The sequence below is a fragment of the Enterobacter cloacae genome, assembly GCF_011078175.1.
Lineage (GTDB): Bacteria > Pseudomonadota > Gammaproteobacteria > Enterobacterales > Enterobacteriaceae > Enterobacter > Enterobacter cloacae_Q.
In genome coordinates this window covers 433,346-459,966 of sequence record NZ_JAALCJ010000001.1, presented here as the reverse complement: position 1 = coordinate 459,966, position 26,621 = coordinate 433,346, and the positions used below count along the sequence as shown (strand labels likewise).

Annotated in this window: 25 protein-coding genes; 18 read left to right on the top strand and 7 right to left on the bottom strand. The window is 54.9% G+C overall.

Going from position 1 to position 26,621, the window contains the following annotated elements; translation table 11 throughout:
• The first annotated feature begins 167 nt into the window (after nucleotides 1-167).
• From tssI to G6Q29_RS02160, 8 genes are all read left to right on the top strand, one after another.
• The gene (gene tssI / locus G6Q29_RS02190) at nucleotides 168-2,873 is read left to right on the top strand and encodes a type VI secretion system tip protein TssI/VgrG (RefSeq protein WP_165464354.1); all 2,706 of its coding nucleotides are present in this window, start codon (nucleotides 168-170) and stop codon (nucleotides 2,871-2,873) included.
• 11 nt (nucleotides 2,874-2,884) lie between these two features.
• Nucleotides 2,885-3,460: a hypothetical protein gene (locus G6Q29_RS02185; protein ID WP_242637181.1), complete on the top strand. Its 576-nt coding sequence runs from the start codon at nucleotides 2,885-2,887 to the stop codon at nucleotides 3,458-3,460.
• A gap of 3 nt (nucleotides 3,461-3,463) precedes the next feature.
• A complete protein-coding gene (locus G6Q29_RS21640; protein WP_242637180.1) occupies nucleotides 3,464-3,907 on the top strand; it encodes a hypothetical protein in 444 nt (147 codons plus the stop codon).
• A gap of 131 nt (nucleotides 3,908-4,038) precedes the next feature.
• The gene (locus tag G6Q29_RS21635; RefSeq protein ID WP_242637179.1) at nucleotides 4,039-4,539 is read left to right on the top strand and encodes a hypothetical protein; all 501 of its coding nucleotides are present in this window, start codon (nucleotides 4,039-4,041) and stop codon (nucleotides 4,537-4,539) included.
• 75 nt (nucleotides 4,540-4,614) lie between these two features.
• A complete protein-coding gene (locus G6Q29_RS02175) occupies nucleotides 4,615-5,055 on the top strand; it encodes a DcrB-related protein (protein ID WP_165464353.1) in 441 nt (146 codons plus the stop codon).
• Nucleotides 5,056-5,058: 3 nt separating this feature from the next.
• The gene (locus tag G6Q29_RS02170; protein WP_165464352.1) at nucleotides 5,059-9,510 is read left to right on the top strand and encodes a glycohydrolase toxin TNT-related protein; all 4,452 of its coding nucleotides are present in this window, start codon (nucleotides 5,059-5,061) and stop codon (nucleotides 9,508-9,510) included.
• A gap of 5 nt (nucleotides 9,511-9,515) precedes the next feature.
• Entirely contained in the window at nucleotides 9,516-9,887 is a 372-nt protein-coding gene (locus tag G6Q29_RS02165; protein WP_165464351.1) for a hypothetical protein, read from the top strand.
• A 340-nt stretch (nucleotides 9,888-10,227) separates the two neighbouring features.
• Nucleotides 10,228-10,593, top strand: coding sequence for a hypothetical protein (locus tag G6Q29_RS02160; RefSeq protein WP_242692983.1), 366 nt, complete (start codon nucleotides 10,228-10,230; stop codon nucleotides 10,591-10,593).
• A gap of 44 nt (nucleotides 10,594-10,637) precedes the next feature.
• Here the strand turns inward: G6Q29_RS02160 and ychF are convergent, their stop codons facing one another.
• Nucleotides 10,638-11,732, bottom strand: coding sequence for a redox-regulated ATPase YchF (ychF, locus tag G6Q29_RS02155; RefSeq protein ID WP_003856650.1), 1,095 nt, complete (start codon nucleotides 11,730-11,732; stop codon nucleotides 10,638-10,640).
• 126 nt (nucleotides 11,733-11,858) lie between these two features.
• The gene (gene pth, locus G6Q29_RS02150) at nucleotides 11,859-12,443 is read right to left on the bottom strand and encodes an aminoacyl-tRNA hydrolase (RefSeq protein WP_006810922.1); all 585 of its coding nucleotides are present in this window, start codon (nucleotides 12,441-12,443) and stop codon (nucleotides 11,859-11,861) included.
• A 274-nt stretch (nucleotides 12,444-12,717) separates the two neighbouring features.
• Between pth and ychH the strand changes: the two genes are divergently transcribed.
• Together ychH and G6Q29_RS02140 are read left to right on the top strand one after the other, a co-directional pair.
• Nucleotides 12,718-12,993 carry a stress-induced protein YchH gene (ychH, locus tag G6Q29_RS02145; RefSeq protein ID WP_003856655.1) on the top strand — a complete coding sequence of 92 codons (276 nt, stop codon included), beginning with the start codon at nucleotides 12,718-12,720 and terminating at the stop codon, nucleotides 12,991-12,993.
• 121 nt (nucleotides 12,994-13,114) lie between these two features.
• The gene (locus G6Q29_RS02140) at nucleotides 13,115-14,173 is read left to right on the top strand and encodes a MerR family transcriptional regulator (RefSeq protein ID WP_165464350.1); all 1,059 of its coding nucleotides are present in this window, start codon (nucleotides 13,115-13,117) and stop codon (nucleotides 14,171-14,173) included.
• Here G6Q29_RS02140 and dauA read toward each other — a convergent pair.
• The 4 genes from dauA to lolB form a co-directional block, all read right to left on the bottom strand.
• Nucleotides 14,159-15,838 carry a C4-dicarboxylic acid transporter DauA gene (gene dauA / locus G6Q29_RS02135; protein WP_165464349.1) on the bottom strand — a complete coding sequence of 560 codons (1,680 nt, stop codon included), beginning with the start codon at nucleotides 15,836-15,838 and terminating at the stop codon, nucleotides 14,159-14,161. The two genes, G6Q29_RS02140 and dauA, sit on opposite strands and share 15 nt — an antisense overlap.
• A gap of 124 nt (nucleotides 15,839-15,962) precedes the next feature.
• On the bottom strand, nucleotides 15,963-16,910 hold the full coding sequence (gene prs, locus G6Q29_RS02130) for a ribose-phosphate diphosphokinase (RefSeq protein ID WP_003856663.1): 948 nt from the start codon (nucleotides 16,908-16,910) through the stop codon (nucleotides 15,963-15,965).
• A 125-nt stretch (nucleotides 16,911-17,035) separates the two neighbouring features.
• Nucleotides 17,036-17,905 (bottom strand): 4-(cytidine 5'-diphospho)-2-C-methyl-D-erythritol kinase, encoded by an 870-nt coding sequence (gene ispE / locus G6Q29_RS02125; protein WP_165464348.1) that lies wholly within the window; start codon nucleotides 17,903-17,905, stop codon nucleotides 17,036-17,038.
• Complete coding sequence (gene lolB / locus G6Q29_RS02120; protein WP_165464347.1) at nucleotides 17,902-18,513, bottom strand: lipoprotein insertase outer membrane protein LolB; 612 nt, start codon at nucleotides 18,511-18,513, stop codon at nucleotides 17,902-17,904. Before lolB ends, ispE begins: the two co-directional genes overlap by 4 nt.
• A 201-nt stretch (nucleotides 18,514-18,714) precedes the next feature.
• Between lolB and hemA the strand changes: the two genes are divergently transcribed.
• The 6 genes from hemA to kdsA are packed head-to-tail and all read left to right on the top strand — an operon-like array spanning nucleotide 18,715 to nucleotide 24,018.
• The gene (gene hemA / locus G6Q29_RS02115; protein WP_063452225.1) at nucleotides 18,715-19,971 is read left to right on the top strand and encodes a glutamyl-tRNA reductase; all 1,257 of its coding nucleotides are present in this window, start codon (nucleotides 18,715-18,717) and stop codon (nucleotides 19,969-19,971) included.
• A gap of 41 nt (nucleotides 19,972-20,012) precedes the next feature.
• The gene (gene prfA, locus G6Q29_RS02110; protein ID WP_165464346.1) at nucleotides 20,013-21,095 is read left to right on the top strand and encodes a peptide chain release factor 1; all 1,083 of its coding nucleotides are present in this window, start codon (nucleotides 20,013-20,015) and stop codon (nucleotides 21,093-21,095) included.
• A complete protein-coding gene (gene prmC / locus G6Q29_RS02105; RefSeq protein WP_165464345.1) occupies nucleotides 21,095-21,925 on the top strand; it encodes a peptide chain release factor N(5)-glutamine methyltransferase in 831 nt (276 codons plus the stop codon). Before prfA ends, prmC begins: the two co-directional genes overlap by 1 nt.
• Entirely contained in the window at nucleotides 21,922-22,314 is a 393-nt protein-coding gene (gene sirB2, locus G6Q29_RS02100; protein ID WP_165464344.1) for an invasion regulator SirB2, read from the top strand. The genes prmC and sirB2 overlap by 4 nt, the downstream gene beginning before the upstream one ends.
• Nucleotides 22,315-22,317: 3 nt before the next feature.
• The gene (sirB1, locus tag G6Q29_RS02095) at nucleotides 22,318-23,127 is read left to right on the top strand and encodes an invasion regulator SirB1 (RefSeq protein ID WP_165464343.1); all 810 of its coding nucleotides are present in this window, start codon (nucleotides 22,318-22,320) and stop codon (nucleotides 23,125-23,127) included.
• Nucleotides 23,128-23,163: 36 nt separating this feature from the next.
• A complete protein-coding gene (gene kdsA / locus G6Q29_RS02090) occupies nucleotides 23,164-24,018 on the top strand; it encodes a 3-deoxy-8-phosphooctulonate synthase (RefSeq protein WP_003856671.1) in 855 nt (284 codons plus the stop codon).
• Nucleotides 24,019-24,131: 113 nt separating this feature from the next.
• On the opposite strand, the gene chaA is transcribed toward kdsA, so the two are convergent.
• Complete coding sequence (gene chaA, locus G6Q29_RS02085; RefSeq protein WP_003856672.1) at nucleotides 24,132-25,232, bottom strand: sodium-potassium/proton antiporter ChaA; 1,101 nt, start codon at nucleotides 25,230-25,232, stop codon at nucleotides 24,132-24,134.
• A gap of 268 nt (nucleotides 25,233-25,500) precedes the next feature.
• Here chaA and chaB point away from each other — a divergent pair, with 268 nt between their 5' ends.
• Both chaB and G6Q29_RS02075 read left to right on the top strand, forming a co-directional pair.
• Nucleotides 25,501-25,731, top strand: coding sequence for a putative cation transport regulator ChaB (chaB, locus tag G6Q29_RS02080; RefSeq protein ID WP_003856674.1), 231 nt, complete (start codon nucleotides 25,501-25,503; stop codon nucleotides 25,729-25,731).
• Between the two features lie 177 nt (nucleotides 25,732-25,908).
• A complete protein-coding gene (locus G6Q29_RS02075) occupies nucleotides 25,909-26,604 on the top strand; it encodes a gamma-glutamylcyclotransferase (RefSeq protein WP_165464342.1) in 696 nt (231 codons plus the stop codon).
• Nucleotides 26,605-26,621: the final 17 nt, after the last annotated feature.

Sequence of the window (26,621 nt, the reverse complement as noted above, 5' to 3'; positions counted from 1 at the left end):
TTAATTTTATATCCTCCATATAAAACCACAGAATATGTGGTTTTATTTTTGTTACATGGGAATAATGCCTTACCGCTACGCATTGTCATATCTACAGCATAGCCGCCAGCGAACTGAAAATTAGTTTACTTCTGGCACTGAGATTAGCCCATAGTGGAATAAAGATTATGCTCAACCGAATTACCGTCCAGCTCCCGGCTGAGGGGCTGCTCTTCTGGAAACTCTCCGGCCGCGAGGCGATGTCCGAGTCATTCGCGCTGACGCTGACCCTGCTCGGCACGGACGCGCGCATTGACCGCAGCAAGCTGCTGGGCCAGCCGGTCACGGTGACCATCCCCACGCATAACCTGCTCACCCCCCGCTATATCAACGGCAAGGTGACGCGCGTGGCGGTGAGCGCCGTGGAGCTGACGGGCACCCGCTATGCGGTGTACCAGCTGACGGTGGAGCCGGACCTGTGGCCGATGAAGCGCGACCGTAACCTGCGTATTTTCCAGGGCCAGACGGTACCGCAGATTGTCAAAACCCTGCTGGGTGAGCATCAGGTTAACCTCGAAGACAAACTCACCGGCAGCTACCGCGTGTGGGATTACTGCGTGCAGTATCAGGAATCGAGCCTGGACTTCATCAGCCGCCTGATGGAGCTTGAAGGGATTGCGTACTACTTCAGCCACGAGGCGGACAAGCACACGCTGGTGCTGACCGACGCCGCGACCCAGCATCAGCCGTTCAGCGGCTATGAGGTCATTCCTTACCATCAGACGCCGTCGGGCGGCAGCACGGACGAAGAGGGTATCAGCCAGTGGGCGCTGGAGGACAGCGTCACGCCGGGGATTTACAGCCTCGACGACTATGACTTCCGCAAGCCGAACGCGTGGCTTTTCCAGGCGCAGCAGAACCCGGCGTCTCCGAAACCGGGCAGCATCGACGTGTACGACTGGCCGGGCCGCTTTGTGGAGACAGGCCATGCGGAGTTCTACGCCCGCATCCGTCAGGAGCGCTGGCAGGTGGAGCATCAGCAGATACAGGCGACGGCCACGGCGGCAGGCATCGCGCCGGGCCACACCTTCACCCTGACCAACGCGCCGTTTTTCAGCGATAACGGCGAGTATCTGGTGACGGCGGCGGGGTATCACTTCGAGGAGAACCGCTACGCCAGCGGCGAAGGTGAAACCATTCACCGCACCGATTTCACCGTTATCCCGGCGTCGGTGGTGTACCGTCCGGCGCAGAGCACGGCGTGGCCGCGCACCTACGGTCCGCAGACGGCGAAAGTGGTGGGGCCGAAGGGGGAGAGTATCTGGACGGACAAATACGGCCGCGTGAAGGTGAAATTTCACTGGGACCGGCTGGCGAAGGGGGATGACACCAGCTCCTGCTGGGTGCGCGTGTCGAGCGCCTGGGCGGGCCAGGGGTACGGCGGGGTGCAAATCCCGCGCGTCGGCGATGAGGTGGTGGTGGACTTTATCAACGGCGACCCGGACCGTCCGATTATCACCGGCCGCGTGTATAACGAGGCGAGCATGCCGCCGTGGGCGCTGCCGGCGGCCGCGACGCAGATGGGCTTTATGAGCCGCACGAAAGACGGTTCAGTCGACAATGCCAACGCCCTGCGCTTTGAGGATAAAGCGGGCGCAGAGCAGGTGTGGATCCAGGCCGAGCGCAATCTGGACACCAGCGTTAAAAACGATGAAACGCACAGCGTCGGCGGGGCGCGCAGCCATTACGTGAAGAAAAATGAACTGCATCGCGTGGAAGCGAACCAGACTCAGGCTGTGAAAGGCGGGACTGAGATCCTGACCGGCAAAGGCAAGCTGGATGCGGCGGTGGAGCAGTATGTTATTGCTTCCGGGACGAAGCTGCGGCTGGTCTCAGGTGAAAGTGCCATTGAACTCAACGCTAACGGCAAGATTAACCTGATCGGCAAAGAGTTTAACGTCTTTGTGGAGGGGGATGGCTATATCACCACGGGCGGTAAGCTGCACCTGAATACCTCGGGAACCAAGCCGGGCACCACTGCGCCGGGATCGGGGCATAAAGGGGATATTGATGCGGCTGTGCAGGCGTATTTCTCTCCGGACAAGGCTAAAAAATCTGCCGGTGCGGGTGCTGCTGGAGGGGCAGGTAAAGCGGCTCCGGCGCAAAATAATTCAGCTGCATCAGCTGGCACAGACAAAACCAGTGAATACGATTATTCGTTGCAGGACATGGTGGATAAGCAAAAGAATTTAAAAGCAAAACCTCAAAAATGGACGCGACGCGGCTTTGTTGATGCCTCTGAAGATGATATTAAGAAATATGCCAATCCGGATAACTACAATACTGGGACTGATAAATATCAGTTCCTTGACCTTTCATCTTCGTCAGGTGTTTCTGAAACTGATATGGCTTCCTTCCTGAAAGGAAAAGGCGTGCTTGAAGGGCAAGAAAAAACATATCTGGATGCAGCCAGGAAATACAATGTGAGTGAAGTTTACCTGGCCTCGCACTCTGCTCTCGAAACAGGTAACGGGGCGAGTGAACTGGCAAAAGGTGTCGAGGTTAACGGCGTAAAAGTTTATAATATGTACGGTATTGGTGCGTTAGATGGCAATGCCGTTAAAACAGGCTCGAATTACGCATATAAAATGGGATGGACGTCGCCAGAAAAAGCGATAGAGGGTGGTGCGAAATGGATTTCCGAAAAATACATTAATAACGCGGATTATGCTCAAAACAATCTTTACAAGATGCGATGGAACCCGGCTTCACCAGGAACGCATCAGTATGCAACAGATGTCAACTGGGCTGTAGCGCAAACATCAAGCATGAAGAAAATGTTTGATAATTTCCCGGCGGCAAACCTATCATATGATATTCCAAAATTTAAGTAATGGATCAGCTTATGAGTAAGAAAATTCTGAGTATTTTCTGTTCGGTTCTGGTGTTTTACAGTTTAGACAGTTATGCAGCGACGGCTCAAATTAATAAAGAAGCTGGAAATTCATCACATAAACTTTTAGCTAATCCCGATTTTTCTGTACAAATAAATAAACAGTCTGTCGCATTGGGCGAAAGATGGACGAATGACGTTGCACGTAAAGTTGAGTTGCCAGTTGAAGGCCAGTTTGTTGGAGAGGTTCCTTTTGACGGAACTAATTATAAATTCTTTCAGCATCAAAAGTCTGGATTAGAAATATTCAGTTCCAATCTTTGGTGGGATAAAGCCGAGCGAAGTGTTGATGATTATATTGTGTCGCAAATTACGCTAACGGCTGCGGATGGCAAAACCGCTCGCGGGATCCATATTGGTTCAACAATTCATGAACTTGATAAAGCTTATGGTGGTGGCAAGGTCGAAAATGATTCCGGGGAGCAGTGGGTTTCCTACGAATTGGGTAAGAAATTGCTCTCATTTGAGATGAAGGGCGGCAAGGTTATAAAAATAACAATGAATTACGATAATGGTACTTCAGAGTAATTTATGGCCAAAAAATATTTGGCAGTCGTATTGTTCTCCGCTTTATTGACAGGCGTCGTTGAAACGTCATCGGCGCTTGAGTTATCGCAATACAATAAGCTTGATACGGTGAGTCGCATCGTTAACGACAGTGAAGTGACAGACAATCTCAGGACGCTCCTGGGAAATCATTACCAGACCTTTATTGATAATTTTGATGTCTTCGGTGAACCCCATACCACCACAGGCGGAGGATTGTTTGTTGAAGGCTGGCTAAAAGATCTTTATCAGGAGAGTGCATCCGCGTTGGTTATCAATCCTGGCGGCAAAATCTTTGCAGCCTGGGTGGTTCCGGGAAAGGACGTTATTCAATATCGGTCATCTGATAATAGCCCGGTTATTCATGCCGATATTCAGCAATGGGCTGCCAGATTCAATACGCTGCATTTTGCAACCAACAGCCGATAAAACCTCGCCTTTGACGGGGAGTGGGCTGGCGAATTTGAGAGCGACTCGACGTTAACCCTGCGGCTAGCTGAGTCAGGCAACCGTATCACCGGCTCTTATTGCTATATATCCCGGAGAGGAAACCGCATTGATTGCCGGAAGATGATGAGCGCAATCTTAGCGGTACAATTGCAGTTAATCGTGCCACTGTTGAGTTCAATTCATCGTTTGGCGGTGTAAGTGGGCGGGCTGCTCTGGAAATAAAGGGGAGTGAAATGGAATGGCGTTTAGTTACGCCTCCTCAAAATGGCGATGATTATGCTCCGCTGCGTTATACATTACATAAAGCTGATTCGAGTCAACACCCTGAATCCAGAAAACTGAATACCGAAAAGTTCGCTATTTCTCTGATAAACAAGTGCGGCCATTTTGAGAGCGAATGTGACCAGATGGTTTATCTCGGCGTACGCAAAAGTGATAATAGTACGTTCTCCTTAAAGGGAAAAACGTTACACGACTCCGCTGGTAAGATAATCGGCTCAACGTACAAGAATGGCGAGATCGTTTACACCGTAACGTATTTACCTGTGAAATTGTTTGTCAGCAAAGGCAACCCTGTTTTGGTCGAACAGTCAGGTCAATGGCTTAAATAATAAAACAGCCAGCCAAAAGGCCAGCATGGATTGGCCTTTATGTTTCTCACAATATTAATCATCCCGAGTTCACTTATGAAATACACCCTCCAGGAAGGTTCGTTTTCCCTTTTTCCTGCTGCCTGGCAGGACAACAGTATGAATATTATTCGCGATGACGAAAGCGGATTATCCGTGGTGGTCAGCCGCGGCATCATCCCGGATGGCAGCGACTACGAACAAGAGTTTCACCGCCAGTGGGATGTGCTGCGTCCTCAAATGGGCGAAATTGCCCAAAGCGAATTCCGGAATGTTAAAGCCGGGCCTGACGGAAAAATTAACGGGCTGGAAGTTGAGACCACCTTTGACCGTAACGGCCAGCGCCTGTGGCAAAAACAGCTGGCCGTGCAGACGCCAGGCAAACCGGTACTGATGATTTTTACCCTCTCGGCCTTAAAAGCCTTTACGGAAGAGGACGAGGCGCGCTGGAGCGCACTGAAGCAGAGTCTGACGCTAAACGACAGCCGGAATGTGTAAGGCATGAGCGATAACAACGCGGCCCGTAAGGGCGACGAGATTATTCACTCCAGCATTTTTGCTGATATTACCAGCATTGTGGCGGAAGGCGCTGCCTATGCGGTGATTGGCGCGGCGGTGGGCGCGGCAGCGACCGTCGCGGCCCCACTGCTGGGAGCCGGGGCCGCAGCAGCAGGCGTGGCGGCAATTGGATCCAGCTGTCTGTTGAGCGGCATTATCGGCGGGGTTCTGGCGAACGTCGCCGGGATCACCGACGATATCAGCAACGCCGCTGAAGGGCTGGGCAACGCGCTTTTCCCGCCGTCGCCTGCGGGTAAGATCACCACCGGTTCGAGCAATGTTCTGACAAATAAACTTCCCGCTGCACGCGCAGCCGGGACGTTAACGCCTGCCGACACCCCGTCCCCTGAGCCGCAGTCGCCGGGCAGCTTTGCCGACTACGCGGGCATGCTGCTCTCCGCTGCCGGACAGTTCGGCAGCGAGATGTGGCAGCCCAGCGTCGCCTCTGCCGCGGCGGGGACCTCGCCGCTGGAAGAAGACAAGGTGGCGTGTGAAAAGCACTCCGGGCCGCAGTATCTGGCGGAAGGTTCTAAAAGCGTCTTTATCAACGGACAGCCTGCGGTTCGCGCAAAAGATCGCACCACCTGCGAAGGCACCGTTTCCGACGGCGTCTCCCCGAACGTCGTCATCGGCGGGGACACGCTCACGGTCCGCGATATCAAAAGCGGCAAAACGCCGGGGCTGGCGCTGGGGATGATTGCGCTCTCCCTGCTGCGCGGACGTCCGGGTAAGATTCTGAAAAACATGCCCTGCGCGCTGGCGGCGGCCGGCGGCGGGATGCTGGCCGATATGGCCGTGAATGCCGTGTTTGGTTCCTCGCATCCGGTTCATGCCGCCACCGGTGTGAAGGTGCTGAATGACGACGATGAACTTGATTTCTCGCTGCCAGGGCGTTTCCCGCTTCGCTGGCAGCGCAGCTATAACAGCCTGACTACCCGCGAAGGGCTGTTCGGACTGGGCTGGGCAACCACCTTTGACAGCTATCTGACGCTGGAAGAAAACAACGCCACCTGGTTCGACGAAACCGGGCGTGAGCTGAGCTTCGCGCTGCCGCCTGTCGACCGCGCGTTTTACAGCATCAGCGAAGGCATCATTATCCGCCGTAATGAAAATGGTGACGTGGCGATAGCCGACGATGACGGCGCGGTGTGGCGTCTGTATAAACCAACCCGGGCAAACCCTGCTGTTCTGCGTCTGGCATCTCTCAGCGACGAATACGGCAACGCGCTGCTGACGGCGTGGGACGAGCACGGCAGGCTGGTCGGTCTTCACGACGAGCCACGGGCAATAGATGTCACTTTGCGTTATGAAGATGAACGTTTCCCGCAGCGCGTGACGTCAGCGAGCCATTTCGACGGCAACCGTTCCTGGCCGCTGATGCAGTGGCGCTACGATGCGGGTGGCCAACTGGCGAGCGCGACGGATGCCTCCGGCGTGGTAACGCGTGAATACCGCTATAACGCCCACGGCCTGATGGTCTGGCACCGGATGCCGGGCGGGCTGGAGAGCGAATATCGCTGGCAAAAATTTGACCACTGGCGCGTGGTGGAAAACCGCACCAGCACCGGCGACGGCTGTCGCTTTAACTATGATTTAGCCGCCGGGCTGACGGCCGTCGAGCACTACGATGGTCAGACGCGTAAGCACTACTGGAACGCGCAAAATCTGATTGTCCGTTACGTTGACGAGCGCGGTGAAAACTGGCGCTACGAGTGGGATGAAAACGAACTTCTGACCCGCCGCGTCGATCCCCTCGGGAACGCCGTTACCTTCGTCTACGACGACATGGGCAACCGGGTGCAGGAGACCGACCCGGAAGGTCATACCCGCACTACCACCTGGCTTGAGCACCGCGCGCTTCCGGCGGCCATTATCGAAGCCGACGGCAGCGCGACCCGTTTCTGGTACGACGAACATCACGGCCTGAAGCGTGTGGTCGACCCGATGGGGCAGACCACGCTGCTGCACCGGGATGAGTTTGGTCAGGTGGTTGAGGAGGTCGATGCCGCCGGAAACAGCCGCTACCAGGAGTATAACGACGCCGGGCAGATGGTTCGTGCGACGGACTGTTCGGGACGTGTGACACAATATCGTTATCACCCATTGGGCTGGCTGGCGGCCGAGATCGGCGCCGACGGTGAAGAGACGCGTTACCGCTACGACGCCGCAGGACGCCCGGTGCAGCTCGACCGCCCGGAAGGCTGGACGGAGTCGCTCCAATGGAACGAACGTGGCCTGCCGGTGAAACATGCGGGCGCCGACGGGAAAGAGAGCGAGTTCAGATACGATGAGGCAGGGCGCTTAACCGCAACGCGTAATACCCAGGGCGAAGAGGTCCGTCGCCGCTGGGACAGCCGCGGGCGTCTGGTTGCCCTGGAAAACGAAAACGGCGAAGCGTACCGGTTCCGCTGGGGCGCGGACTCGCTGCTTCTGGAAGAGACAGGGCTTGATGGCGTGGCCTCGCAGTATCGCTATGACGCCTGCGGGCGCACGATAGCGCGCACGTTTGCCGCCGGTCATCCGGAGGCGATCGCTCACGCCTTCGCCTGGAGCGCGAGCGGCCAGCTGGTCGCCCGCACCACGCCTGAAGGACAGACCCGCTACCACTACACTCCGGCAGGCCTTTTGAGCCGAATTGGGCTGCATCCTGCGCTTTCAGCCGACGCGTGGACCACTGAGGCCGAGCAGGAGCTTGCCTTTGACTATGACGCGCTCGGGCGCGTCACGCGCGAAACGGGCGAACACGGCGAGCTGGCGTGGGCGTATGACGCCCTCGGCAACCGCACCGCCGTCACGCTGCCCGATGGCCGCGAGCTGAAACAGTTCTACTACGGCAGCGGGCATCTGCTCAGCATTGCCCTTGATAAGCTGTCGGTCTCCGATTTTACCCGTGACGAACTCCACCGTGAAACCAGCCGTACGCAGGGGCTGCTGACCACCCGCAGCGAATACGATCGTCTTGGACGACTGCATCGCCGGGACGTTTTTACCGGCAATGCCCAGCGCCCGTCGCCGCGCCGCTGGTCCCGCCGCTGGGATTACGACTATCGCAATAACCTGGTGCGGGAAGAGCGGGACGATAACCCGTTCAGCTGGTACCGCTGGCAGTATGACAGCGCCGGACGTCTGCTGGTTCAGGACGGGACGCTGCCCGGCCAGGAGCAGTGGCGCTGGGATGCAGCCGGTAACCCGCTCAACGGATCTGCTGAGAAGGTTACACACAACCGCCTGACGCAGCTGAACGGCATTCGCTGGCGCTATGACGTCCATGGCCGCACCATAGAGAAAGATAACGGCCAGATCCGCTGGTACTACCGCTACGACGGCGAGCACCGCCTGACGGAGGTCATCAGCCAGCCGCGGGACCGCAACAGGCCGCAGACGCAGGTCAGCTTCCGCTACGATCCGCTCGGGCGACGCATCAGCAAAACGCGACGCCAGATGCTGGGCGGACAGCCAGCGGGCAAGCCGATCACCACCCGGTTTGTCTGGGAAGGGTTCCGGCTGTTGCAGGAAGTGCACGGGGATGTGCCGCTGACCTACGTCTACAGCGATCAGGACAGCTACGATCCGCTGGCGCGTATTGATGGCGTTGAAGCACCGGATATCTTCTGGTTCCACTGCCAGCCGAACGGCACGCCGGAGCGGATGACGGATATCGAAGGGCAGGTGCACTGGGAAGGGGTGAACAGCGCCTGGGGCAAGCTGCTGCGGGAAAGCGAGACGCAGGTATCAGGATATTCCCAGAACCTGCGTATGCAGGGGCAATACCTGGATCGTGAGACAGGGCTGCACTACAATCTGTTCCGGTATTACGACCCGGACTGCGGGCGGTTTACGCAGCAGGACCCGATAGGGCTGGCGGGGGGGATAAACCTTTACCAGTATGCGCCGAATGCGTTGGGGTGGGTGGATCCGTGGGGGTTGAGTAGGTGTCAAAACGAATGGAATGGATTTCAATCAAAATCTAGAGGTGTTTTCAAAACACGTGCAGATGCTTCTAAAGCATATAAATTATGGAAAAATCAAGACTGGCAAAGCTTAGAGTCCTTCATGGGGGCTGGAGCATGGCCTCCAAACCGAGGGTTCATCAAGGCAACGCCGATAACGCTGAAACCTGGTACTAAGATCGATAGATATGGCGGGCGTATCGACAATGGTACTTTCAGTGACCGAGGAACCTTTGTATCCCCTGCTGGAGCATCTTTCGAAAGTCGAGCTTTACCATTGGATACGTTAGATAAACCATATAAAACATATGAAGTGATTGCACCGGTACATGCGGACGCAGGACCTGCTATCCCTTGGTTTGATCAGCCAGGGGGAGGAACACAATATGAACTATCAAAATCTATAAGCCAACTTTTGGCCGAAAATAAAATTAGAGAGATATGAAATTTATGAACCTGAAATTTTATAACTTCAAACCTAGAAAAACTTTATATGATGGGAAAGAGAATGGTTTTTATGATTTTTCAGAAAAAATACATATTCCATATTTAAATGTTGAGATTGAATTCAGTAATATAAACGCAACACCTCTTTGGGATGTCGATAACTCATTAAAAAAAGAAATTGTAAGTAATATTTCTGGAGTTAGGGCTTTGACATTTCATGATGATCCAGAACCTTCTTATAAATATAATAATCTTGATGTGTATATTTATTCTTGTTTTTTGGAAAATAAAAATGTTCATATTGTATTGGCGCAAGGTGAAAGTCAACCTGCCAGATATAAAATTATATTGCTAGGTTCAATAATTGTTGGATAATATCTTTTGAGGGATACGGCGAGGGAAGTTACTCGCCTTTAGCGCGTCTCTACATAAACCTTATTTGATCTTTTAATATAGGGAGTTAAATGTAGGCGTGAATGGGGAGAGCTAGCAGTGCAATCAAATGAAAGGTTTTTTGATTGCGGTATATAGAATGGTAAGCTTAAATCAATTATAAATAGAGAGCTATAGATTAGCAAACTAGAGCCTAATAAAAGTTGCGGATGAATAATGCCAATATTTCCAATGAAGGAGCATTGTTCCATGAAAGACCTTGAAAACCCAAAAATTGAATCTGAAATTAACTCCTTTGTTGAAAAAGGAAACGAGTTTCACGATGAAAAAAATACGCCGAGCCTTAGAGCAATATCAAAAAGCCTGGCAAGCTCTTCCTGAGCCAAAGCTTGAATGGGAGTTCGCCAACTGGATCTCTGCATGCATGTACAGCGCATATTTTGATCTCGCGGATTACGTTGAGGCAAAGAAATGGGGAGAGACGACATTACGGACACGTGGCTCGGATATAGACATTGCACCATTAATCGACCTGGGTATGGTCTGTTACGAGCTAAATCAATTCGAGGAAACGTATAAATATTTTAACGATGCTTACAACTACGGCAAAGAGCGTGCGTTTCAGGATAGACCTAAAAATTCCTCGAGTTCTATCTGCGCAAAAGGGGATAAGTTCGTTACTCTATAAAAAAAATCCACGCCAAAGCGTGGATTTTTTTGACTCAAGACGAATCAAACGTTAAACAAGAAGTTCATTACGTCGCCATCTTTAACGATGTAATCTTTCCCTTCCGCACGCATCTTGCCTGCTTCTTTCGCGCCTTGCTCACCCTTGTAGGTGATGAAGTCTTCAAACGCGATAGTCTGCGCACGAATGAAGCCTTTCTCAAAGTCGGTGTGGATCTTACCAGCCGCCTGAGGCGCAGTCGCACCGACAGGGATGGTCCACGCACGCACTTCTTTTACACCAGCGGTGAAGTAGGTTTGCAGGTTCAGCAGCTCATAGCCCGCGCGGATCACGCGGTTCAGGCCCGGCTCTTCCAGACCCAGCTCGGCCATGAACTCTTCGCGGTCGGCGTCGTCCAGCTCTGCAATATCAGATTCAACGGCAGCGCAAACCGCTACCACTACAGAACCTTCAGCCGCAGCGATTTCACGCACTTTGTCCAGATACGGGTTGTTCTCGAAACCGTCTTCGTTAACGTTGGCGATGTACATGGTTGGCTTCAGGGTCAGGAAGCTCAGGTATTTGATCGCCGCTTTGTCTTCGTCAGTCAGGTTTTTCAGGGCGCGCAGCATGCCCGCATTTTCCAGCTGTGGCAGACATTTTTCCAGCGCAGCCAGTTCCGCTTTCGCGTCCTTGTCGCCGCCTTTGGCTTTCTTCTGCACGCGGTGAATTGCGCGCTCGCAGGTGTCGAGGTCAGAGAGAGCCAGCTCGGTGTTGATGACGTCGATGTCGTCAGCCGGATCCACTTTGTTGTTAACGTGGATAATGTTGTCGTTCTCGAAGCAGCGCACAACGTGGCCGATCGCTTCGGTTTCACGGATATTGGTCAGGAACTGGTTGCCCAGACCTTCACCCTTGGATGCGCCTTTTACCAGGCCCGCAATGTCCACGAACTCCATGGTGGTTGGCAGGATGCGCTGTGGCTTCACGATTTCCGCGAGCTGGTCCAGACGCGGATCGGGCATAGGAACAACACCGGTGTTCGGCTCGATGGTACAGAACGGGAAGTTCGCCGCTTCAATACCTGCTTTGGTGAGCGCGTTGAACAGGGTGGATTTGCCCACGTTTGGCAGACCGACGATACCGCATTTGAATCCCATTTCTAAATCACCTTAATATCTTGATAATCAATCCGTTAAAGATAACCGATTGAAGAAAAGTAAATAACTACGCCTATTATACACGTAACCCGCGCGACGCGCGGTAAAAAAGCCCCCGGGCGCCGATTATTGCGCTTTGAAAGCGTGCAGTCGATTGGTGGCTTTCGTCAGGCCGTCCTGAAGCCAAATCTCGGTGCAGCGGGCCGCTTCGTCCACCGCTTCGTCAATCAACTTCTGCTCAGAAACCGGTGGTTTACCCAGTACGAAACCAACAACTTTGTTTTTATCGCCCGGATGGCCGATTCCCACGCGCAAACGGTGGAAATTAGGGTTATTACCCAGTTTGCTAATGATGTCTTTCAGACCATTGTGGCCGCCATGACCGCCACCCAGTTTGAACTTCGCCACGCCTGGCGGCAGATCCAGTTCGTCGTGGGCCACCAGGATCTCATCCGGATTGATGCGATAAAACGTTGCCATGGCCGCCACGGCTTTGCCGCTAAGGTTCATAAAGGTGGTTGGCACCAGCAACCGCACGTCGGCACCCGCAAGATTGATGCGTGAGGTATATCCGTAAAACTTGGGTTCTTCACGCAGGGGAGCGCGCAAACGCTCCGCCAGCAGATCAACATACCAGGCACCGGCGTTATGGCGGGTAGCGGCATACTCTGCGCCCGGATTGGCGAGGCCGACAATCAGTTTAATCGTCACGATTTACTTCCTAAAGGGTTCCAGATCTGGGGCGTAGTTTACTGTCTGCCGCGCCGCTTGACAAAGTTCTGGCTGTTGTACAACGAAATGCGAATAATTTCTTATTTGAACCATTAGAATTTCAAGCTCTTCAATGTCTTATTTGTAAATTTTTGTACGGCAGTTATCAGTATTTGTGATCATTCACGCAACTCATATAAAAGGCGTTGTCTATACTTTACACACAAGGAGAAGGGGCTTTTCCCCTGACAACCCAAAGTTCCGGAGGTGACATATGAAACGCAAAAACGCTTCAATGCTCGGTAACGTGCTAATGGGGTTGGGACTGTTCGTGATGGTCGCCGGTGTCGGTTATTCAATCTTAAACCAATTACCGCAGCTTGACCTCCCACAATACTTTGCGCATGGCGCGGTGCTGAGTATCTTCCTTGGTGCAGTATTGTGGCTCGCCGGGGCGCGCGTAAGCGGGCATGAAGAAGTCTGCGATAAATACTGGTGGGTGCGCCATTACGATAAACGTTGCCGCCGCGACCAGCGCAAGCATAGCTAGTGCCCCAGAAAGAACATCGAAACGACTTCATCTGAAGTCGTTTTTTTTTTGCATGACGCATTGACCCTCACGTAACGTAAGGCTCCAGAGTAACGACACTGGCAGAACAAAAGGAGCCGTTATGTTGATACAGGTAGGTGAACTGGCGAAACGTGCGGGGATCACCGTGCGGACGTTGCATCACTATGAGCAAACAGGGCTGTTGTTACCTTCTGCCAGAAGCGCGGCAGGCTACCGGTTTTATAACCTTGCGGACGTGCAGCGTTTGCATATGATCCAGACGCTGGCAAAAGCCGGGCTGGAGCTTGCCGAAATCAGGGATTTTCTGGAACAGCGTTCGCTGTCATTGGCCGAATTACTCGACGGGCAAATCACTCTGCTGGACAAGCAACTGCGTAGCATCCATACGCTGCGCGACCGGCTGGTAGAATTGCGTACCGGGCTGACCGACGATGTGACGCCGGATCTGGAATCCTGGCTACAGTCTCTGGAGTTAATGAATATGTACGATCGCTGGTTTAGTAAAGAAGAGTTGCAGCTACTGCCGTTTGCAACAGAGAAAGAGGCGCTGGCGAATATCTGGTCAGGCCTGGTGACGGAGGTTAAACATTTGCTGGAACAGAACGTCAGCGTCACGGACGCGCGGGCGACCGATTTGGCTTCACGGTGGATGGAACGCCTAGAGCAGGATACCGCAGGCAAACCGGAATTTTTGACCCGTCTTAACGAGATGCACAGCGTGGAGCCGCAGATGCAGGAGCAAACCGGCATCACGCCAGAGATAACTGATTACATCACGCGGGCGTTTGCCGAATCAAAGCTCAGCATCTGGGAGAAGTATCTCTCTGCCGAGGAGATGGCTTTTACCCGGGCGCACTACTTTGACCGGATGATGGAGTGGCCGCCGCTGGTGGCGAAGCTGCATCAGGCGCAGCGGGATAATCTCAGTCCCGCGTCTGACGATGCACAAAAGCTGGCAGAAAACTGGCTGGTTTTATTCCAGTCCTATGCGGGAACGAACCCGCAGACTCAGCAAAAATTTCGCCTTGCCATGCAGCAGGAGCCGCATCTGATGAAAGGCACGTGGATGACGCCTGCCGTGCTTGAATGGCTCCAGCAGGCGATCGGGGTGATGATGCAAAGACGCTTCTCTGCATCAGATCACTCACAGATCCGCTAATGCAGCTTCACGGTTAGGGTAGAAGGACAATCGGCCAGGGATCGGCTGCACGCCAGCGCGCGCCATGGTGCGCAGGGGCTGAAACTCCAGGTTACTCACCCGAAGCTCGCAGCCTTCCGGCAGGCGGGCAACAAAGCGCTGGAAGGCATCAAGACCGCCGGCATCCAGCACCGGGACGGCATCCCACTTCAGTACCACAATCCGTTTTCCCGCCACACGAGACTCCAGATCGCTGAACAATCCCTCTGCGGCAGCAAAGAACAGCGGGCCAATCACGCGCAGCACCAGCACATCGTCAGGCACCTCAACGTTAACCGGGGAGAGACGCGTCATCTGCGCGATGCGGCGCATAAACAGCAGCGAGGCCAGCACTATGCCGACGCTGATAGCGATAACCATATCGAACAGCACGGTCAGCGACATGCAGATCAGCATCACGATAATGTCGTCTTTCGGCGCGCGGCGCAGCAGGTTAACCACCTTATGCGCCTCACTCATGTTCCATGCCACCATCAGCAGCAGCGCGGCCATGGCAGAGAGCGGAAGCCATGAAAGCAGCGGGGCGAGGATCAGCAGCGCCATGATCACCAGCAGGGAGTGAATGACCGCTGAAACCGGTGATGTCGCCCCTGCGCGAACGTTCGCGGCGGAACGGGCAATCGCAGCCGTAGCGGTAATACCGCCAAAGAACGGCGCAACGATGTTGCCTAAGCCCTGGCCGACCAGCTCGCTGTTAGCTTTGTGCTTAGTGCCGGTCATGCCGTCGAGCACGACGGCGCAGAGCAGGGATTCAATTGCCCCCAGCATCGCCATGGAGAACGCTGCGGGCAGCAGAGCGCGAAGAGAATCCCAGCTCAGGGTGAAGCTCGAACCTGGCATGTCCCAAGGCAAAACCAGCTGCGGCAGCAGCTGCGGAATACCGCTGCCCTGTGAGCCGTCCGCGAGAACATAGTGGAACTGGGAGCCAATGGTGGCGACCTGTCCACCGAGCAGGTTGACGACGCCCATCACCGCGCAGCCCAGCAGCAGAGCGGGCAGATGCCCCGGGAGGCGAATGCCCAGGCGAGGCCAGACGACAAGCGTGCCGAGGGTAACGATGCCAATGGCCGCATCGCCCAGGTTGGCCGTCGGCAGCGCCATAAACAGCGCGCCCACTTTCTGTAAATAGTGCTCCGGAACATGGGGCATTTGCAGACCGAGGAAATCCTTAATCTGCATGGTTCCGATGGTGATCCCAATCCCCGAGGTGAACCCCAGCGTCACGGAAAGAGGAATATATTCAATCAGGCGACCGAAACGGGCCAGACCGAACAAAATTAAAAAGACGCCGGACATCAGGGTGGCGACCAGCAGGCCTGCCAGACCAAACTGTTGGGAAACGGGATAGAGGATCACCACGAAGGCAGCGGTTGGGCCTGAAACGCTGAAGCGGGACCCGCCCGTCAGCGCAATTACAATCCCGGCGACCGCCGACGTGTAAAGACCGTACTGCGGCGCGACGCCGCTACCAATCGCCAGCGCCATCGCCAGCGGAATGGCAATAATCCCGACGGTGATCCCGGCTATCAGGTCACGCACAAAGCGCGACGACGTGTATTTCTCTTTCCAGCAGGCGTCGATGAGGGCGCGAAAGGGCAGAACATGTGAGGAGGTTACGTTTTTCACAATTATCTATCATCCGTGTGCGCATCATCTGTCATATGAATGGCAGGTGAAGGAGGCATTAGTCATACAAATAAATACTATAAACAAAAAAACCCGCCGTAGCGGGTTTTTTGGCCATGTTCGATCAGTGTTCGAACATTGCAGAGATGGATTCTTCGTTGCTGATACGACGAATCGCTTCGGCCAGCATCCCGGACAGGGTCAACGTACGCACGTTTGGCAGCGCTTTGATCTCGTCGCTCAGTGGAATGGTATCGCACACCACAACTTCGTCAATGACGGAGTTACGGAGGTTGTTAACCGCATTGCCGGAGAAGATCGGGTGAGTGGCGTAAGCGAATACGCGTTTCGCACCACGCTCTTTCAGCGCTTCAGCGGCTTTACACAGCGTACCGCCGGTATCGATCATGTCGTCTACCAACACGCAATCGCGGCCAGCCACGTCACCGATGATATGCATCACCTGCGAAACGTTAGCGCGCGGACGGCGTTTGTCGATGATCGCCATGTCGGTATCGTTCAGTAGCTTCGCGATAGCACGAGCACGTACCACGCCGCCGATGTCCGGAGAAACCACAATCGGGTTGTCCAGATTCAGTTGCAGCATGTCTTCCAGCAGGATTGGGCTGCCGAACACGTTATCAACCGGCACGTCGAAGAAGCCCTGGATTTGCTCTGCGTGCAGGTCGACCGTCAGTACGCGGTCAACGCCGACGCTGGACAGGAAGTCCGCAACAACTTTAGCGGTGATGGGCACACGCGCGGAACGGACGCGACGGTCCTGGCGGGCATAGCCAAAGTAAGGAATAACAGCAGTGATACGGCCAGCAGAAGCGCGACGCAGGGCGTCGACCATAACAACCAGTTCCATCAGGTTGTCATTCGTTGGAGCACAGGTGGACTGGATGATGAAAATATCACCACCGCGTACATTTTCGTTAATTTGTACGCTGACTTCGCCGTCGCTAAAGCGACCTACAGCGGCGTCGCCGAGGGAAGTGTACAGGCGGTTGGCAATACGTTGTGCTAGTTCCGGGGTGGCGTTACCAGCAAAAAGCTTCATATCAGGCACGAGAAGAACCTCAGGCATGCGTCCAGTGGTGGAAAGCGTTCGCCGCAAACTGCGGGGCCTAAGCAAACGCTATCCAGGCGGTGTATTAAAGAGCGCGATGCAACGTCTGGAACAGGGTGACGTTGTCACCGAAACTCAGTCTGCGCCAGAATGATCTGCTGTAGGGGGGAGGTGTTCATCCCGCGTGCTACAAAACCATGCAGCCAATCCGGCGCTTGCTCAAGCACCTGACGGGCGGCGGATTCGGTGTCAAATTCAGCAAAGACACAGGCCCCTGTACCGGTCAGGCGCGACGGCGCGTATTCTAACAGCCAGGAAAGCACCGCATCAACCTCGCGAAAACGTTTTCTTGCGATATCCTCGCAATCGTTGCTGAATTCACAATTTAATAACGTATCTATTGACCGTACCGGGGTATTTCTTTTCAGGTCAGGATCTTTAAAAATGACTGGGGTAGGAATGCTTACCCCTGGGTGAACAATCAGATACCACTTTTCTGGCGGGTCGACCGGCGTGAGGATTTCACCCACTCCTTCAGCAAACGCCGCGTGGCCGCGCACAAACACCGGTACATCGGCGCCCAGCGTCAACCCTAACGCTGCCAGTTCGTCCGCAGTCAGGCCGCAGCCCCAGAGGTGGTTAAGCGCCACCAGGACGGTCGCGGCGTTTGACGAACCGCCACCCAGACCGCCGCCCATCGGCAGGCGCTTGTCGATACGGATATCCGCACCGCTTCCCGCAGGCAGGCGACCCGACGACGACGCCGTTTTCATCAGCAGGCGAGCAGCGCGCACGATCAGATTATCGTCATGCGCCACGCCGTCGACCGGCGTCAGCAGACAAATTTGCCCGTCCTGACGCGGTTCGATTGAGATCGTGTCGCCGTAATCGACAAACTGAAACAGCGTTTGCAGGGTGTGGTAGCCGTCAGCGCGCTGCCCGGTAATGTAGAGAAACAGGTTCAGTTTTGCGGGAGAGGGCCAGTGGGTCATCATTTAACGATCCAGTTGTCCATTTTCAGCTTGATACGCTGGCTGTCCTGCGTCAGCTCCATGTTGGATGGCAGCGACGGTTGCGTTTTGTTGTCATACGCGCTGTACACCACTTTCCAGGTTTTACCGCCCTGGGTGTAGTTCACCTGGCTCAGACGGTATTGATCGTCAAGCGTATAGTCGGTTGCATCACCCGGCAGACCAAGGATCCACTGGCGCAGGCTATTGAGCGGAATCGGCATCCCGGTCAGCTTGCCAATCATCTCTTCGGCGTCGGTGGCCGTGTAGTGCTGGCCTTTGTTGTCGGTGATCTGCGCTTCCCCAGGCTTCGCGTTAAGCTCCAGTTCGGTACTGCCCAGCGGGTTCAACAGCAGCAGGCGATAGTTGTCCTGACCCGTTTGCTGCCAGAAGAAACGGGCGTAAACCTTCTGTTCGTCAGAGAGATAGGCAAACGCACCGCGGGTCTGGTACTGGCTTAACTTCAGCACGTCCTGCTGGTGCTGACGCCACTGCGGTGAGTCAGGGCTTTTGCCCGGGCCTTTCGGCTGATGAACGGAACAGGCGGTCAGAACCAGGGCCGCCAGAGGCAGCAGGCGAATCATTCGGGTCATAATGATGACAAATCCTTGAGATACGTTGCAGTTATAATTGTTAATGCTAGCGTTGAAGGGTGCCACCGTCTACGTTCAAATTATCTCAAAGCGTGGCGTAAGCTATTACTCCGAAAGGGTGCAGTCTCTTTTATTGATCTCGCGCATCCTGTATGATGCGTCCTGCTAACCTTATTAACGCTGGTACTACTCCCGCTCAACATGACCCTATTAGCACTCGGTATTAACCACAAAACAGCCCCGGTTTCACTGCGAGAACGCGTTACGTTTTCGCCGGATACGCTCGACCTGGCGCTGGACAGCCTGCTTGCACAACCGATGGTGCAGGGTGGCGTGGTGTTGTCGACGTGCAACCGTACCGAGCTGTATTTAAGCGTGGAGGAGCAGGACAACCTGCACGAGGCGCTGATCCGCTGGCTATGTGACTACCACAACCTCAACGAAGAAGAGCTGCGCAACAGCCTGTACTGGCATCAGGATAACGATGCGGTCAGCCATCTAATGCGCGTCGCCAGCGGTCTGGATTCGCTGGTACTGGGCGAGCCGCAGATCCTCGGCCAGGTGAAAAAAGCCTTCGCGGATTCCCAGAAAGGGCATCTGAAAGCCAGCGAACTGGAGCGAATGTTCCAGAAGTCATTCTCCGTGGCGAAGCGTGTGCGAACCGAAACTGACATTGGTGCCAGTGCGGTTTCGGTTGCTTTCGCGGCCTGTACCCTTGCCCGTCAAATCTTTGAATCCCTGTCGACCGTCACCGTACTGCTGGTGGGGGCGGGCGAAACCATCGAACTGGTGGCGCGCCATCTTCGCGAACACAAGGTGAAGAAGATGATCATCGCCAACCGCACCCGCGAACGTGCGCAGGTGCTGGCAGATGAAGTGGGCGCGGAGGTGATTGCGCTGAGCGACATCGATGAACGTCTGAAAGAGGCGGACATTATTATCAGCTCTACCGCCAGCCCGCTGCCGATTATCGGGAAAGGGATGGTCGAGCGGGCGCTGAAATCCCGCCGCAATCAGCCGATGCTGCTGGTGGATATCGCCGTTCCGCGCGATGTCGAACCGGAAGTGGGTAAACTGGCCAACGCCTACCTCTACAGCGTGGACGACCTGCAAACCATCATTTCGCACAACCTTGCCCAGCGTAAAGCGGCGGCAGTGCAGGCGGAAACTATCGTTGAGCAGGAAACCAGTGAATTTATGGCCTGGCTGCGCGCGCAAAGCGTCAGCGAGACTATCCGCGAGTACCGCGGTCAGGCGGAGCAGGTGCGTGATGACCTGACGGCCAAAGCGCTGGCGGCCCTTGAACAGGGCGGCGACGCGCAGGCGATTATGCAGGATCTGGCCTGGAAATTGACCAACCGCCTGATCCATGCGCCAACCAAATCTCTTCAGCAGGCTGCCCGTGACGGGGACGATGAACGCCTGACTATTCTGCGCAACAGCCTCGGGCTGGAATAGCGCCCTATACCCATTTTCTAAGACAAGGTGCATTTACGCCTATGAAGCCTTCTATCGTCGCTAAACTGGAAGCTCTGCACGAGCGCCATGAAGAAGTCCAGGCGCTGCTCGGCGATGCCGGGACCATTGCCGACCAGGAACGTTTTCGCGCGCTGTCGCGTGAATACGCGCAGTTAAGTGATGTTTCAAAATGCTTTACCGACTGGCGACAGGTCCAGGAAGATATCGAAACCGCGCAGATGATGCTTGACGATCCTGAGATGCGCGAGATGGCGCAGGAAGAGTTGCAGGACGCGAAAGCGCGTTCAGAAGAGATGGAGCAGCAGCTCCAGGTGCTTCTGTTGCCAAAAGATCCGGATGATGAGCGTAACGCCTTTGTGGAAGTCCGCGCCGGTACCGGCGGCGACGAAGCGGCGCTCTTCGCCGGGGATCTGTTCCGTATGTACAGCCGTTACGCCGAATCCCGCCGCTGGCGCGTGGAGATCATGAGCGCTAACGAAGGCGAGCATGGTGGTTATAAAGAAGTTATCGCCAAAATCAGCGGTGAGGGCGTATATGGTCGACTGAAATTTGAGTCAGGCGGTCACCGCGTGCAGCGCGTCCCGGCGACCGAATCACAGGGCCGTATTCATACCTCTGCCTGTACGGTGGCGGTCATGCCTGAGCTGCCGGAAGCGGAACTGCCGGATATCAACCCGGCGGATCTGCGTATCGATACCTTCCGCTCTTCAGGGGCGGGTGGTCAGCACGTTAACACCACCGACTCCGCTATCCGTATTACTCACCTGCCCACCGGGATTGTGGTTGAGTGTCAGGATGAACGTTCCCAGCATAAGAACAAAGCTAAAGCGTTATCCGTGCTGGGCGCCCGCATCCACGCGGCGGAAACGGCGAAACGCCAGCAGGCGGAAGCCTCTACCCGACGTAACCTGCTGGGCAGCGGCGACCGTAGCGATCGTAACCGCACCTATAACTTCCCGCAGGGGCGCGTAACTGACCACCGCATCAACCTGACGCTCTATCGTCTGGATGAGGTGATGGAAGGCAAGCTCGATATGCTCATTGAGCCTATCGTGCAGGAATACCAGGCCGACCAGCTGGCGGCGCTTTCCGAGCAGGAATAATGGATTTTCAGCGCTGGTTACGTGAGGCCGCCGGTGAGCTTTCCGCAAGCGAAAGCCCAAAACGCGACGCCGAAATTTTGCTGGAACATATAACGGGTAAAGCCCGTACGTATCTGCTGGCATTCGGTGAGACGCCACTGACCGCTGAGCAGCAAGCGCAGCTCGCTACGCTGCTTGCCCGCCGTAAAAACGGTGAGCCGGTGGCGCATCTTGTCGGTGAACGTGAGTTCTGGTCGCTCCCGCTTTATGTCTCAGCGGCAACGCTGATTCCACGCCCGGATACCGAATGTCTGGTGGAGCAGGCGCTGGCGCGTTTACCGGCGCAGCCGTGTCAGATCCTCGATCTCGGTACCGGCACCGGTGCGATTGCGCTGGCGCTTGCCAGCGAGCGGCCGGATTGCACCGCGACGGCGGTAGACGTGATGCCTGATGCGGTCGCCCTCGCGCGGCGCAACGTTGAACGGCTGGGGCTGAACAATGTTTCCGTTCTGCAATCCAGCTGGTTTGCCGCGCTTGAAAGCCGCATGTTCGACATGATTGTCAGTAATCCGCCCTATATCGACGAAGACGATCCGCATCTTGCGCAGGGCGACGTGCGTTTTGAACCGCTGACCGCGCTGGTTGCTGCGAATCAGGGCCTTGCAGATCTCGATCACATTGTGACAACGTCACGACAACATCTGCTTCCTGGTAGCTGGCTGCTGGTAGAACATGGCTGGACGCAGGGGGAGGCGGTGCGAGCGCTGTTTACGGGGGCCGGATACGCTGCCGTGGAAACCTGCCGGGATTACGGCGGCAATGAACGTCTGACGCTGGGGCAGTGGTCATGAGCCTGTTTACGCTGCTGATTTCCGTTCACCTGGTTTCCGTTGCCCTGACCATTGGCTTTTTCATAGCCCGCTACTGGTGGCGCTACAGCAACAATCCGCTGATTAACGCGCGCTGGGTACGCATCGCCCCGCACTGTATCGACACGGTGCTGTTCCTTTCCGGCGCCGGGTTAATGTGGAAAACCGGCTATCTGCCATTTACTGATAAAGGCGCATGGCTGACTGAAAAGCTGTTTGGCGTTATCATCTACATCGTTTTGGGTTTTATCGCGCTTGGGCGTTATCGTCCGCGCAGCCAGCAGACAGGGTTTATCGCCTTTCTGCTGGGGCTGGTGGTGCTGTACATCATCATTAAACTCGCCACCACAAGAATACCGTTACTGGGGTAAGTCATGAGGTCCTTAGCCGATTTCGAATTTAACAAAGTGCCGCTCTGCGATGGTATGGTCCTGATTTCAGAGATGATCCGCGACGATTTCACGTCACAGTACGTTTACGCTGAACTGGAGAATCTGGTCAGACTGGCGCGCGAAGAGATCAATCAGGCACGTCCGCAGGACTGGCAACTAGAGAAGCTGATTGAGCTTTTCTACGGCGAATGGGGTTTCTGCGACACGCGAGGCGTGTACCGCCTGTCTGACGCACTGTGGCTGGACCAGGTGTTGAAAAATCGTCAGGGCAGTGCCGTCGCGTTGGGTGCCATTTTACTGTGGGTTGCGCACCAGCTGGATATTCCTCTGGTGCCGGTCATTTTCCCGACGCAGATGATTTTGCGGGCCGAGTGGCTGGACGGTGAAATGTGGTTAATCAATCCGTTTAACGGCGACACGCTGGATGAGCATACGCTGGACGTCTGGCTGAAAGGCAACATTAGCCCGATAGCTGAGCTGTTCAATGAAGATCTCGATGAAGCCGATAACGCCGAAGTGATCCGCAAGCTGTTAGACACGCTGAAGTCTGCGCTGATGGAAGAGCGGCAGATGGAGTTGGCTCTGCGCGCAAGCGAAGTACTGTTGCAGTTCAATCCGGAAGATCCGTACGAAATCCGCGACCGCGGCCTGATTTATGCGCAGCTCGACTGCGAGCACGTGGCGCTGAATGATTTGAATTATTTCGTCGAGCAATGTCCGGAAGATCCGATCAGCGAAATGATCCGCGCGCAGATCAACGCGATCGCGCATAAACACATTACACTGCATTAATCTTAATTCCGATTCACACCTGAATAAGGCGATCCTATGAAACAAAAAGTGGTTAGCATTGGTGATATCAACGTGGCAAACGACCTGCCGTTCGTGCTGTTTGGCGGTATGAACGTGCTGGAATCCCGCGATCTCGCTATGCGTATCTGCGAACATTACGTGACCGTAACCCAAAAGCTGGGCATCCCGTACGTGTTTAAAGCCTCTTTTGACAAAGCCAACCGCTCCTCCATTCACTCCTACCGTGGCCCGGGCCTGGAAGAGGGGATGAAGATTTTCCAGGAGCTGAAACAGACGTTTGGCGTGAAAGTGATCACCGACGTGCACGAAGCGTCTCAGGCTCAGCCCGTGGCTGATGTGGTAGACGTCATTCAGCTTCCGGCGTTCCTCGCTCGCCAGACTGACCTGGTAGAAGCGATGGCGAAAACCGGTGCCGTGATTAACGTGAAAAAACCGCAGTTCGTGAGCCCTGGCCAGATGGGTAACATCGTCGACAAGTTTATCGAAGGCGGTAATGACCAGGTGATCCTCTGCGACCGTGGTTCAAACTTCGGTTATGACAACCTGGTTGTGGATATGCTGGGCTTCAGCGTGATGAAGAACGTCTCTAACCAGTCTCCGGTGATTTTCGACGTGACCCACTCCCTGCAATGCCGCGACCCGTTTGGCGCCGCGTCTGGCGGGCGTCGTGCGCAGGTGACCGAACTGGCGCGCGCCGGTATGGCAACCGGCCTGGCGGGTCTGTTCATTGAAGCGCACCCGGATCCGGCTAACGCGAAATGCGACGGTCCATCCGCGCTGCCGCTGGATAAGCTGGAGCCGTTCCTGAAACAGATCAAAGCGATTGACGATCTGGTGAAGAGCTTCGACGAGCTGGATACCAGCAACTAATAAAAAACCCGCTTCGGCGGGTTTTTTATGGGGCATATTGCCGGATGGCGCTGCGCTGACCCGGCCTACTAAACCCGTAGGCCCTGCAAGCGAAGCGCCGCCGGGCAAAAAGGCTACGCAAATATCGTCATCAGATACGCAATAAACAGCGCCATATGCGCCGCGCCGTTCAGCACATTGGTGCGGCCGGTGGAGAAGGAAATCTGGCACAGCAGCAGTGATGCCACCATCACAATCATCTCTGGCGCACCCAGCGCAAACTGCAATTCATTTCCCGTCATAAAGGCAATCAGCGTGACCACCGGAACGGTTAGTGAAATGGTCGCCAGTACGGAGCCGAAGAAGAGATTCATCGCACGTTGCACCTGATTATTAAGCACTGCTTTCAGCGCTCCCAGACCTTCTGGCGACAGGATCAACAGGGCCACCAGGAAGCCGGTAAAGGCGACCGGCGCGTTCAGTTCCGTTAACAGCGCCTCCAGCGGGTTCGCATTCATCTTGGTGACAGCAATAACGGCAATCAGATGCACGATCAGCCAAACCGTGTGCCAGGCGCTGCTGTGGGCCGACGGCTTACCGTGATGCGGGTCATCGTCGTCCCCGTCATCTTCATGCTCGTACACAAACAGGCTCTGGTGCGTTTTGGTCTGGATCAGCAGGAACACGCCGTACATCGCCGCGGAAATCAGCGCCACCAGCAGCGCCTGGCCGGTGGTGAAATTTGCACCCGGCAGCGCCATCGGGAATACCAGCACAATAATCGCCAGCGGGAACAGGGCGATCAGGTACTGTTTAATGCCGAAAAGGTTCATGTACTGGGTGGCAAATTTGCGACCACCTAATAAAAGTGAAAAACCGACCAGGCCGCCGGTAACAATCATAATGATGGAGTAGAGCGTATCGCGCATTAACGTTGGCGCGGCGTCGCCGGTGGCCATTAATGCGGAAATTAGACTGACCTCAAGGATCACAACCGAAAGGCTTAAAATTAATGAACCATACGGCTCTCCAAGACGGTGAGCTAAAACATCCGCATGGCGTACCACGCTAAATGCGCTGGTTAAAATACCCACCAGAGCCAGAATATTGATCCCCACAACCACTGGCAATGACTGACTGCTTCCCCAGAAGAGCAGCACAGCCAGTGCCAGAACCGGGAAAATGAGAGAGGTCTCCTTGTGGCGGGTTTTTACCGCCTCGTGTGTTGCTGTCATGTGCTTCTCCATCAATGCAGGTGCTTGTAATTATAGATAGATTTTGAGGACGTTAAATTAACAGAAATCTGTTAAATACCCTGTATTTTTTACTTAATTTTACCCTTTGTTATAATTTTTATGTCTGAGGATTATAATGAGTCATATCCATTAAATAATAGTTTAATAACAACAAGTTGTATTTTTAGATTATTCATTTCTTCCTGTCGGGTGGCACCCGCGCGTATCGTCGTCCACACTTATCTTTTATGCAAAAGAGAGGTTAACGATGCCATACAAATCGAAAAGCGAATTACCGGACAACGTGCAAAACGTATTGCCTGCCCACGCTCAGGATATCTACAAAGAAGCCTTTAACAGCGCCTGGGATCAGTACAAAGATAAAGAAGATCGCCGGGACGATGCCAGCCGTGAAGAGACGGCACATAAGGTGGCCTGGGCCGCCGTAAAAAATGACTACGAGAAAGGGGACGATGATAAATGGCACAAAAAGAAATAGCCGCTGAATAATATGCTGCCTCCACTTTGACATTTCAGGCGGTTGACCTGCCGTTGTATTGCATCTGGCCCGCAAATTGCTTATCGTTGCTCAACTGCTGTTAAAATGAACAGCACAGAATGCCGGGAAGGCGAATTACAGATGTCGCAAGGAAGCATGCAGTGGCGGAGGTGGAATGTGTTAACGCGTGATTTCTTGATGAAGGCAGATTGTAAGACGGCATTTGGTGCTATTGAGGAATCGCTTTTGTGGTCGGCTGAACAACGTGCGGCGTCGCTTGCGGCAACGCTGGCTTGTCGCCCGGATGATGGCCCGGTCTGGATCTTTGGTTACGGGTCGCTGATGTGGAACCCGGCGCTTGAGTATGTTGAATCGGCAACCGGAACGCTACCTGGCTGGCACCGCGCCTTCTGTTTGCGCCTTACCGCCGGACGCGGCAGCGCCTGTCAGCCTGGCCGCATGCTTGCACTAAAAGAGGGCGGACGCACCACGGGCGTGGCATACCGGTTGCCGGATGCCACGCTGGAAGACGAGCTTACGCTGCTGTGGAAGCGCGAGATGATCACCGGCTGCTATATGCCCAGCTGGTGCAAGCTGGAACTGGATGACGGGCGCACCGTCAACGCGCTGGTGTTTATTATGGATCCGCGCCATCCGCTGTATGAAGCCGACACCCGAACCCAGGTGATCGCCCCGCTGATTGCCGCCGCCAGCGGACCGCTGGGCACTAACGCCCAGTACCTTTTCTCGCTCGATCAGGAGCTGACGCGTCTCGGTATGCAGGACGACTGTCTGAGTGAGCTGGTGGTGAAGGTGAAAGCGCTGCTGGAAGGGAACCCGCTCAGCAATACGCTGCGGCCGGGTTTTGCCTGATAATACGCCCGGCTGGC

What these genes read in the sequence shown, in the direction of transcription:
- tssI (WP_165464354.1), top strand. Translation starts at nt 168, where the DNA reads ATGCTCAACCGAATTACCGTCCAGCTCCCGGCTGAGGGGCTGCTCTTC.
- G6Q29_RS02185 (WP_242637181.1), top strand. Translation starts at nt 2,885, where the DNA reads ATGAGTAAGAAAATTCTGAGTATTTTCTGTTCGGTTCTGGTGTTTTAC.
- G6Q29_RS21640 (WP_242637180.1), top strand. Translation starts at nt 3,464, where the DNA reads ATGGCCAAAAAATATTTGGCAGTCGTATTGTTCTCCGCTTTATTGACA.
- G6Q29_RS02175 (WP_165464353.1), top strand. Translation starts at nt 4,615, where the DNA reads ATGAAATACACCCTCCAGGAAGGTTCGTTTTCCCTTTTTCCTGCTGCC.
- G6Q29_RS02170 (WP_165464352.1), top strand. Translation starts at nt 5,059, where the DNA reads ATGAGCGATAACAACGCGGCCCGTAAGGGCGACGAGATTATTCACTCC.
- G6Q29_RS02165 (WP_165464351.1), top strand. Translation starts at nt 9,516, where the DNA reads ATGAACCTGAAATTTTATAACTTCAAACCTAGAAAAACTTTATATGAT.
- G6Q29_RS02160 (WP_242692983.1), top strand. Translation starts at nt 10,228, where the DNA reads ATGAAAAAAATACGCCGAGCCTTAGAGCAATATCAAAAAGCCTGGCAA.
- ychF (WP_003856650.1), bottom strand. Translation starts at nt 11,732, where the DNA reads ATGGGATTCAAATGCGGTATCGTCGGTCTGCCAAACGTGGGCAAATCC.
- ychH (WP_003856655.1), top strand. Translation starts at nt 12,718, where the DNA reads ATGAAACGCAAAAACGCTTCAATGCTCGGTAACGTGCTAATGGGGTTG.
- G6Q29_RS02140 (WP_165464350.1), top strand. Translation starts at nt 13,115, where the DNA reads ATGTTGATACAGGTAGGTGAACTGGCGAAACGTGCGGGGATCACCGTG.
- ispE (WP_165464348.1), bottom strand. Translation starts at nt 17,905, where the DNA reads ATGATGACCCACTGGCCCTCTCCCGCAAAACTGAACCTGTTTCTCTAC.
- lolB (WP_165464347.1), bottom strand. Translation starts at nt 18,513, where the DNA reads ATGACCCGAATGATTCGCCTGCTGCCTCTGGCGGCCCTGGTTCTGACC.
- hemA (WP_063452225.1), top strand. Translation starts at nt 18,715, where the DNA reads ATGACCCTATTAGCACTCGGTATTAACCACAAAACAGCCCCGGTTTCA.
- prfA (WP_165464346.1), top strand. Translation starts at nt 20,013, where the DNA reads ATGAAGCCTTCTATCGTCGCTAAACTGGAAGCTCTGCACGAGCGCCAT.
- prmC (WP_165464345.1), top strand. Translation starts at nt 21,095, where the DNA reads ATGGATTTTCAGCGCTGGTTACGTGAGGCCGCCGGTGAGCTTTCCGCA.
- sirB2 (WP_165464344.1), top strand. Translation starts at nt 21,922, where the DNA reads ATGAGCCTGTTTACGCTGCTGATTTCCGTTCACCTGGTTTCCGTTGCC.
- sirB1 (WP_165464343.1), top strand. Translation starts at nt 22,318, where the DNA reads ATGAGGTCCTTAGCCGATTTCGAATTTAACAAAGTGCCGCTCTGCGAT.
- kdsA (WP_003856671.1), top strand. Translation starts at nt 23,164, where the DNA reads ATGAAACAAAAAGTGGTTAGCATTGGTGATATCAACGTGGCAAACGAC.
- chaA (WP_003856672.1), bottom strand. Translation starts at nt 25,232, where the DNA reads ATGACAGCAACACACGAGGCGGTAAAAACCCGCCACAAGGAGACCTCT.
- chaB (WP_003856674.1), top strand. Translation starts at nt 25,501, where the DNA reads ATGCCATACAAATCGAAAAGCGAATTACCGGACAACGTGCAAAACGTA.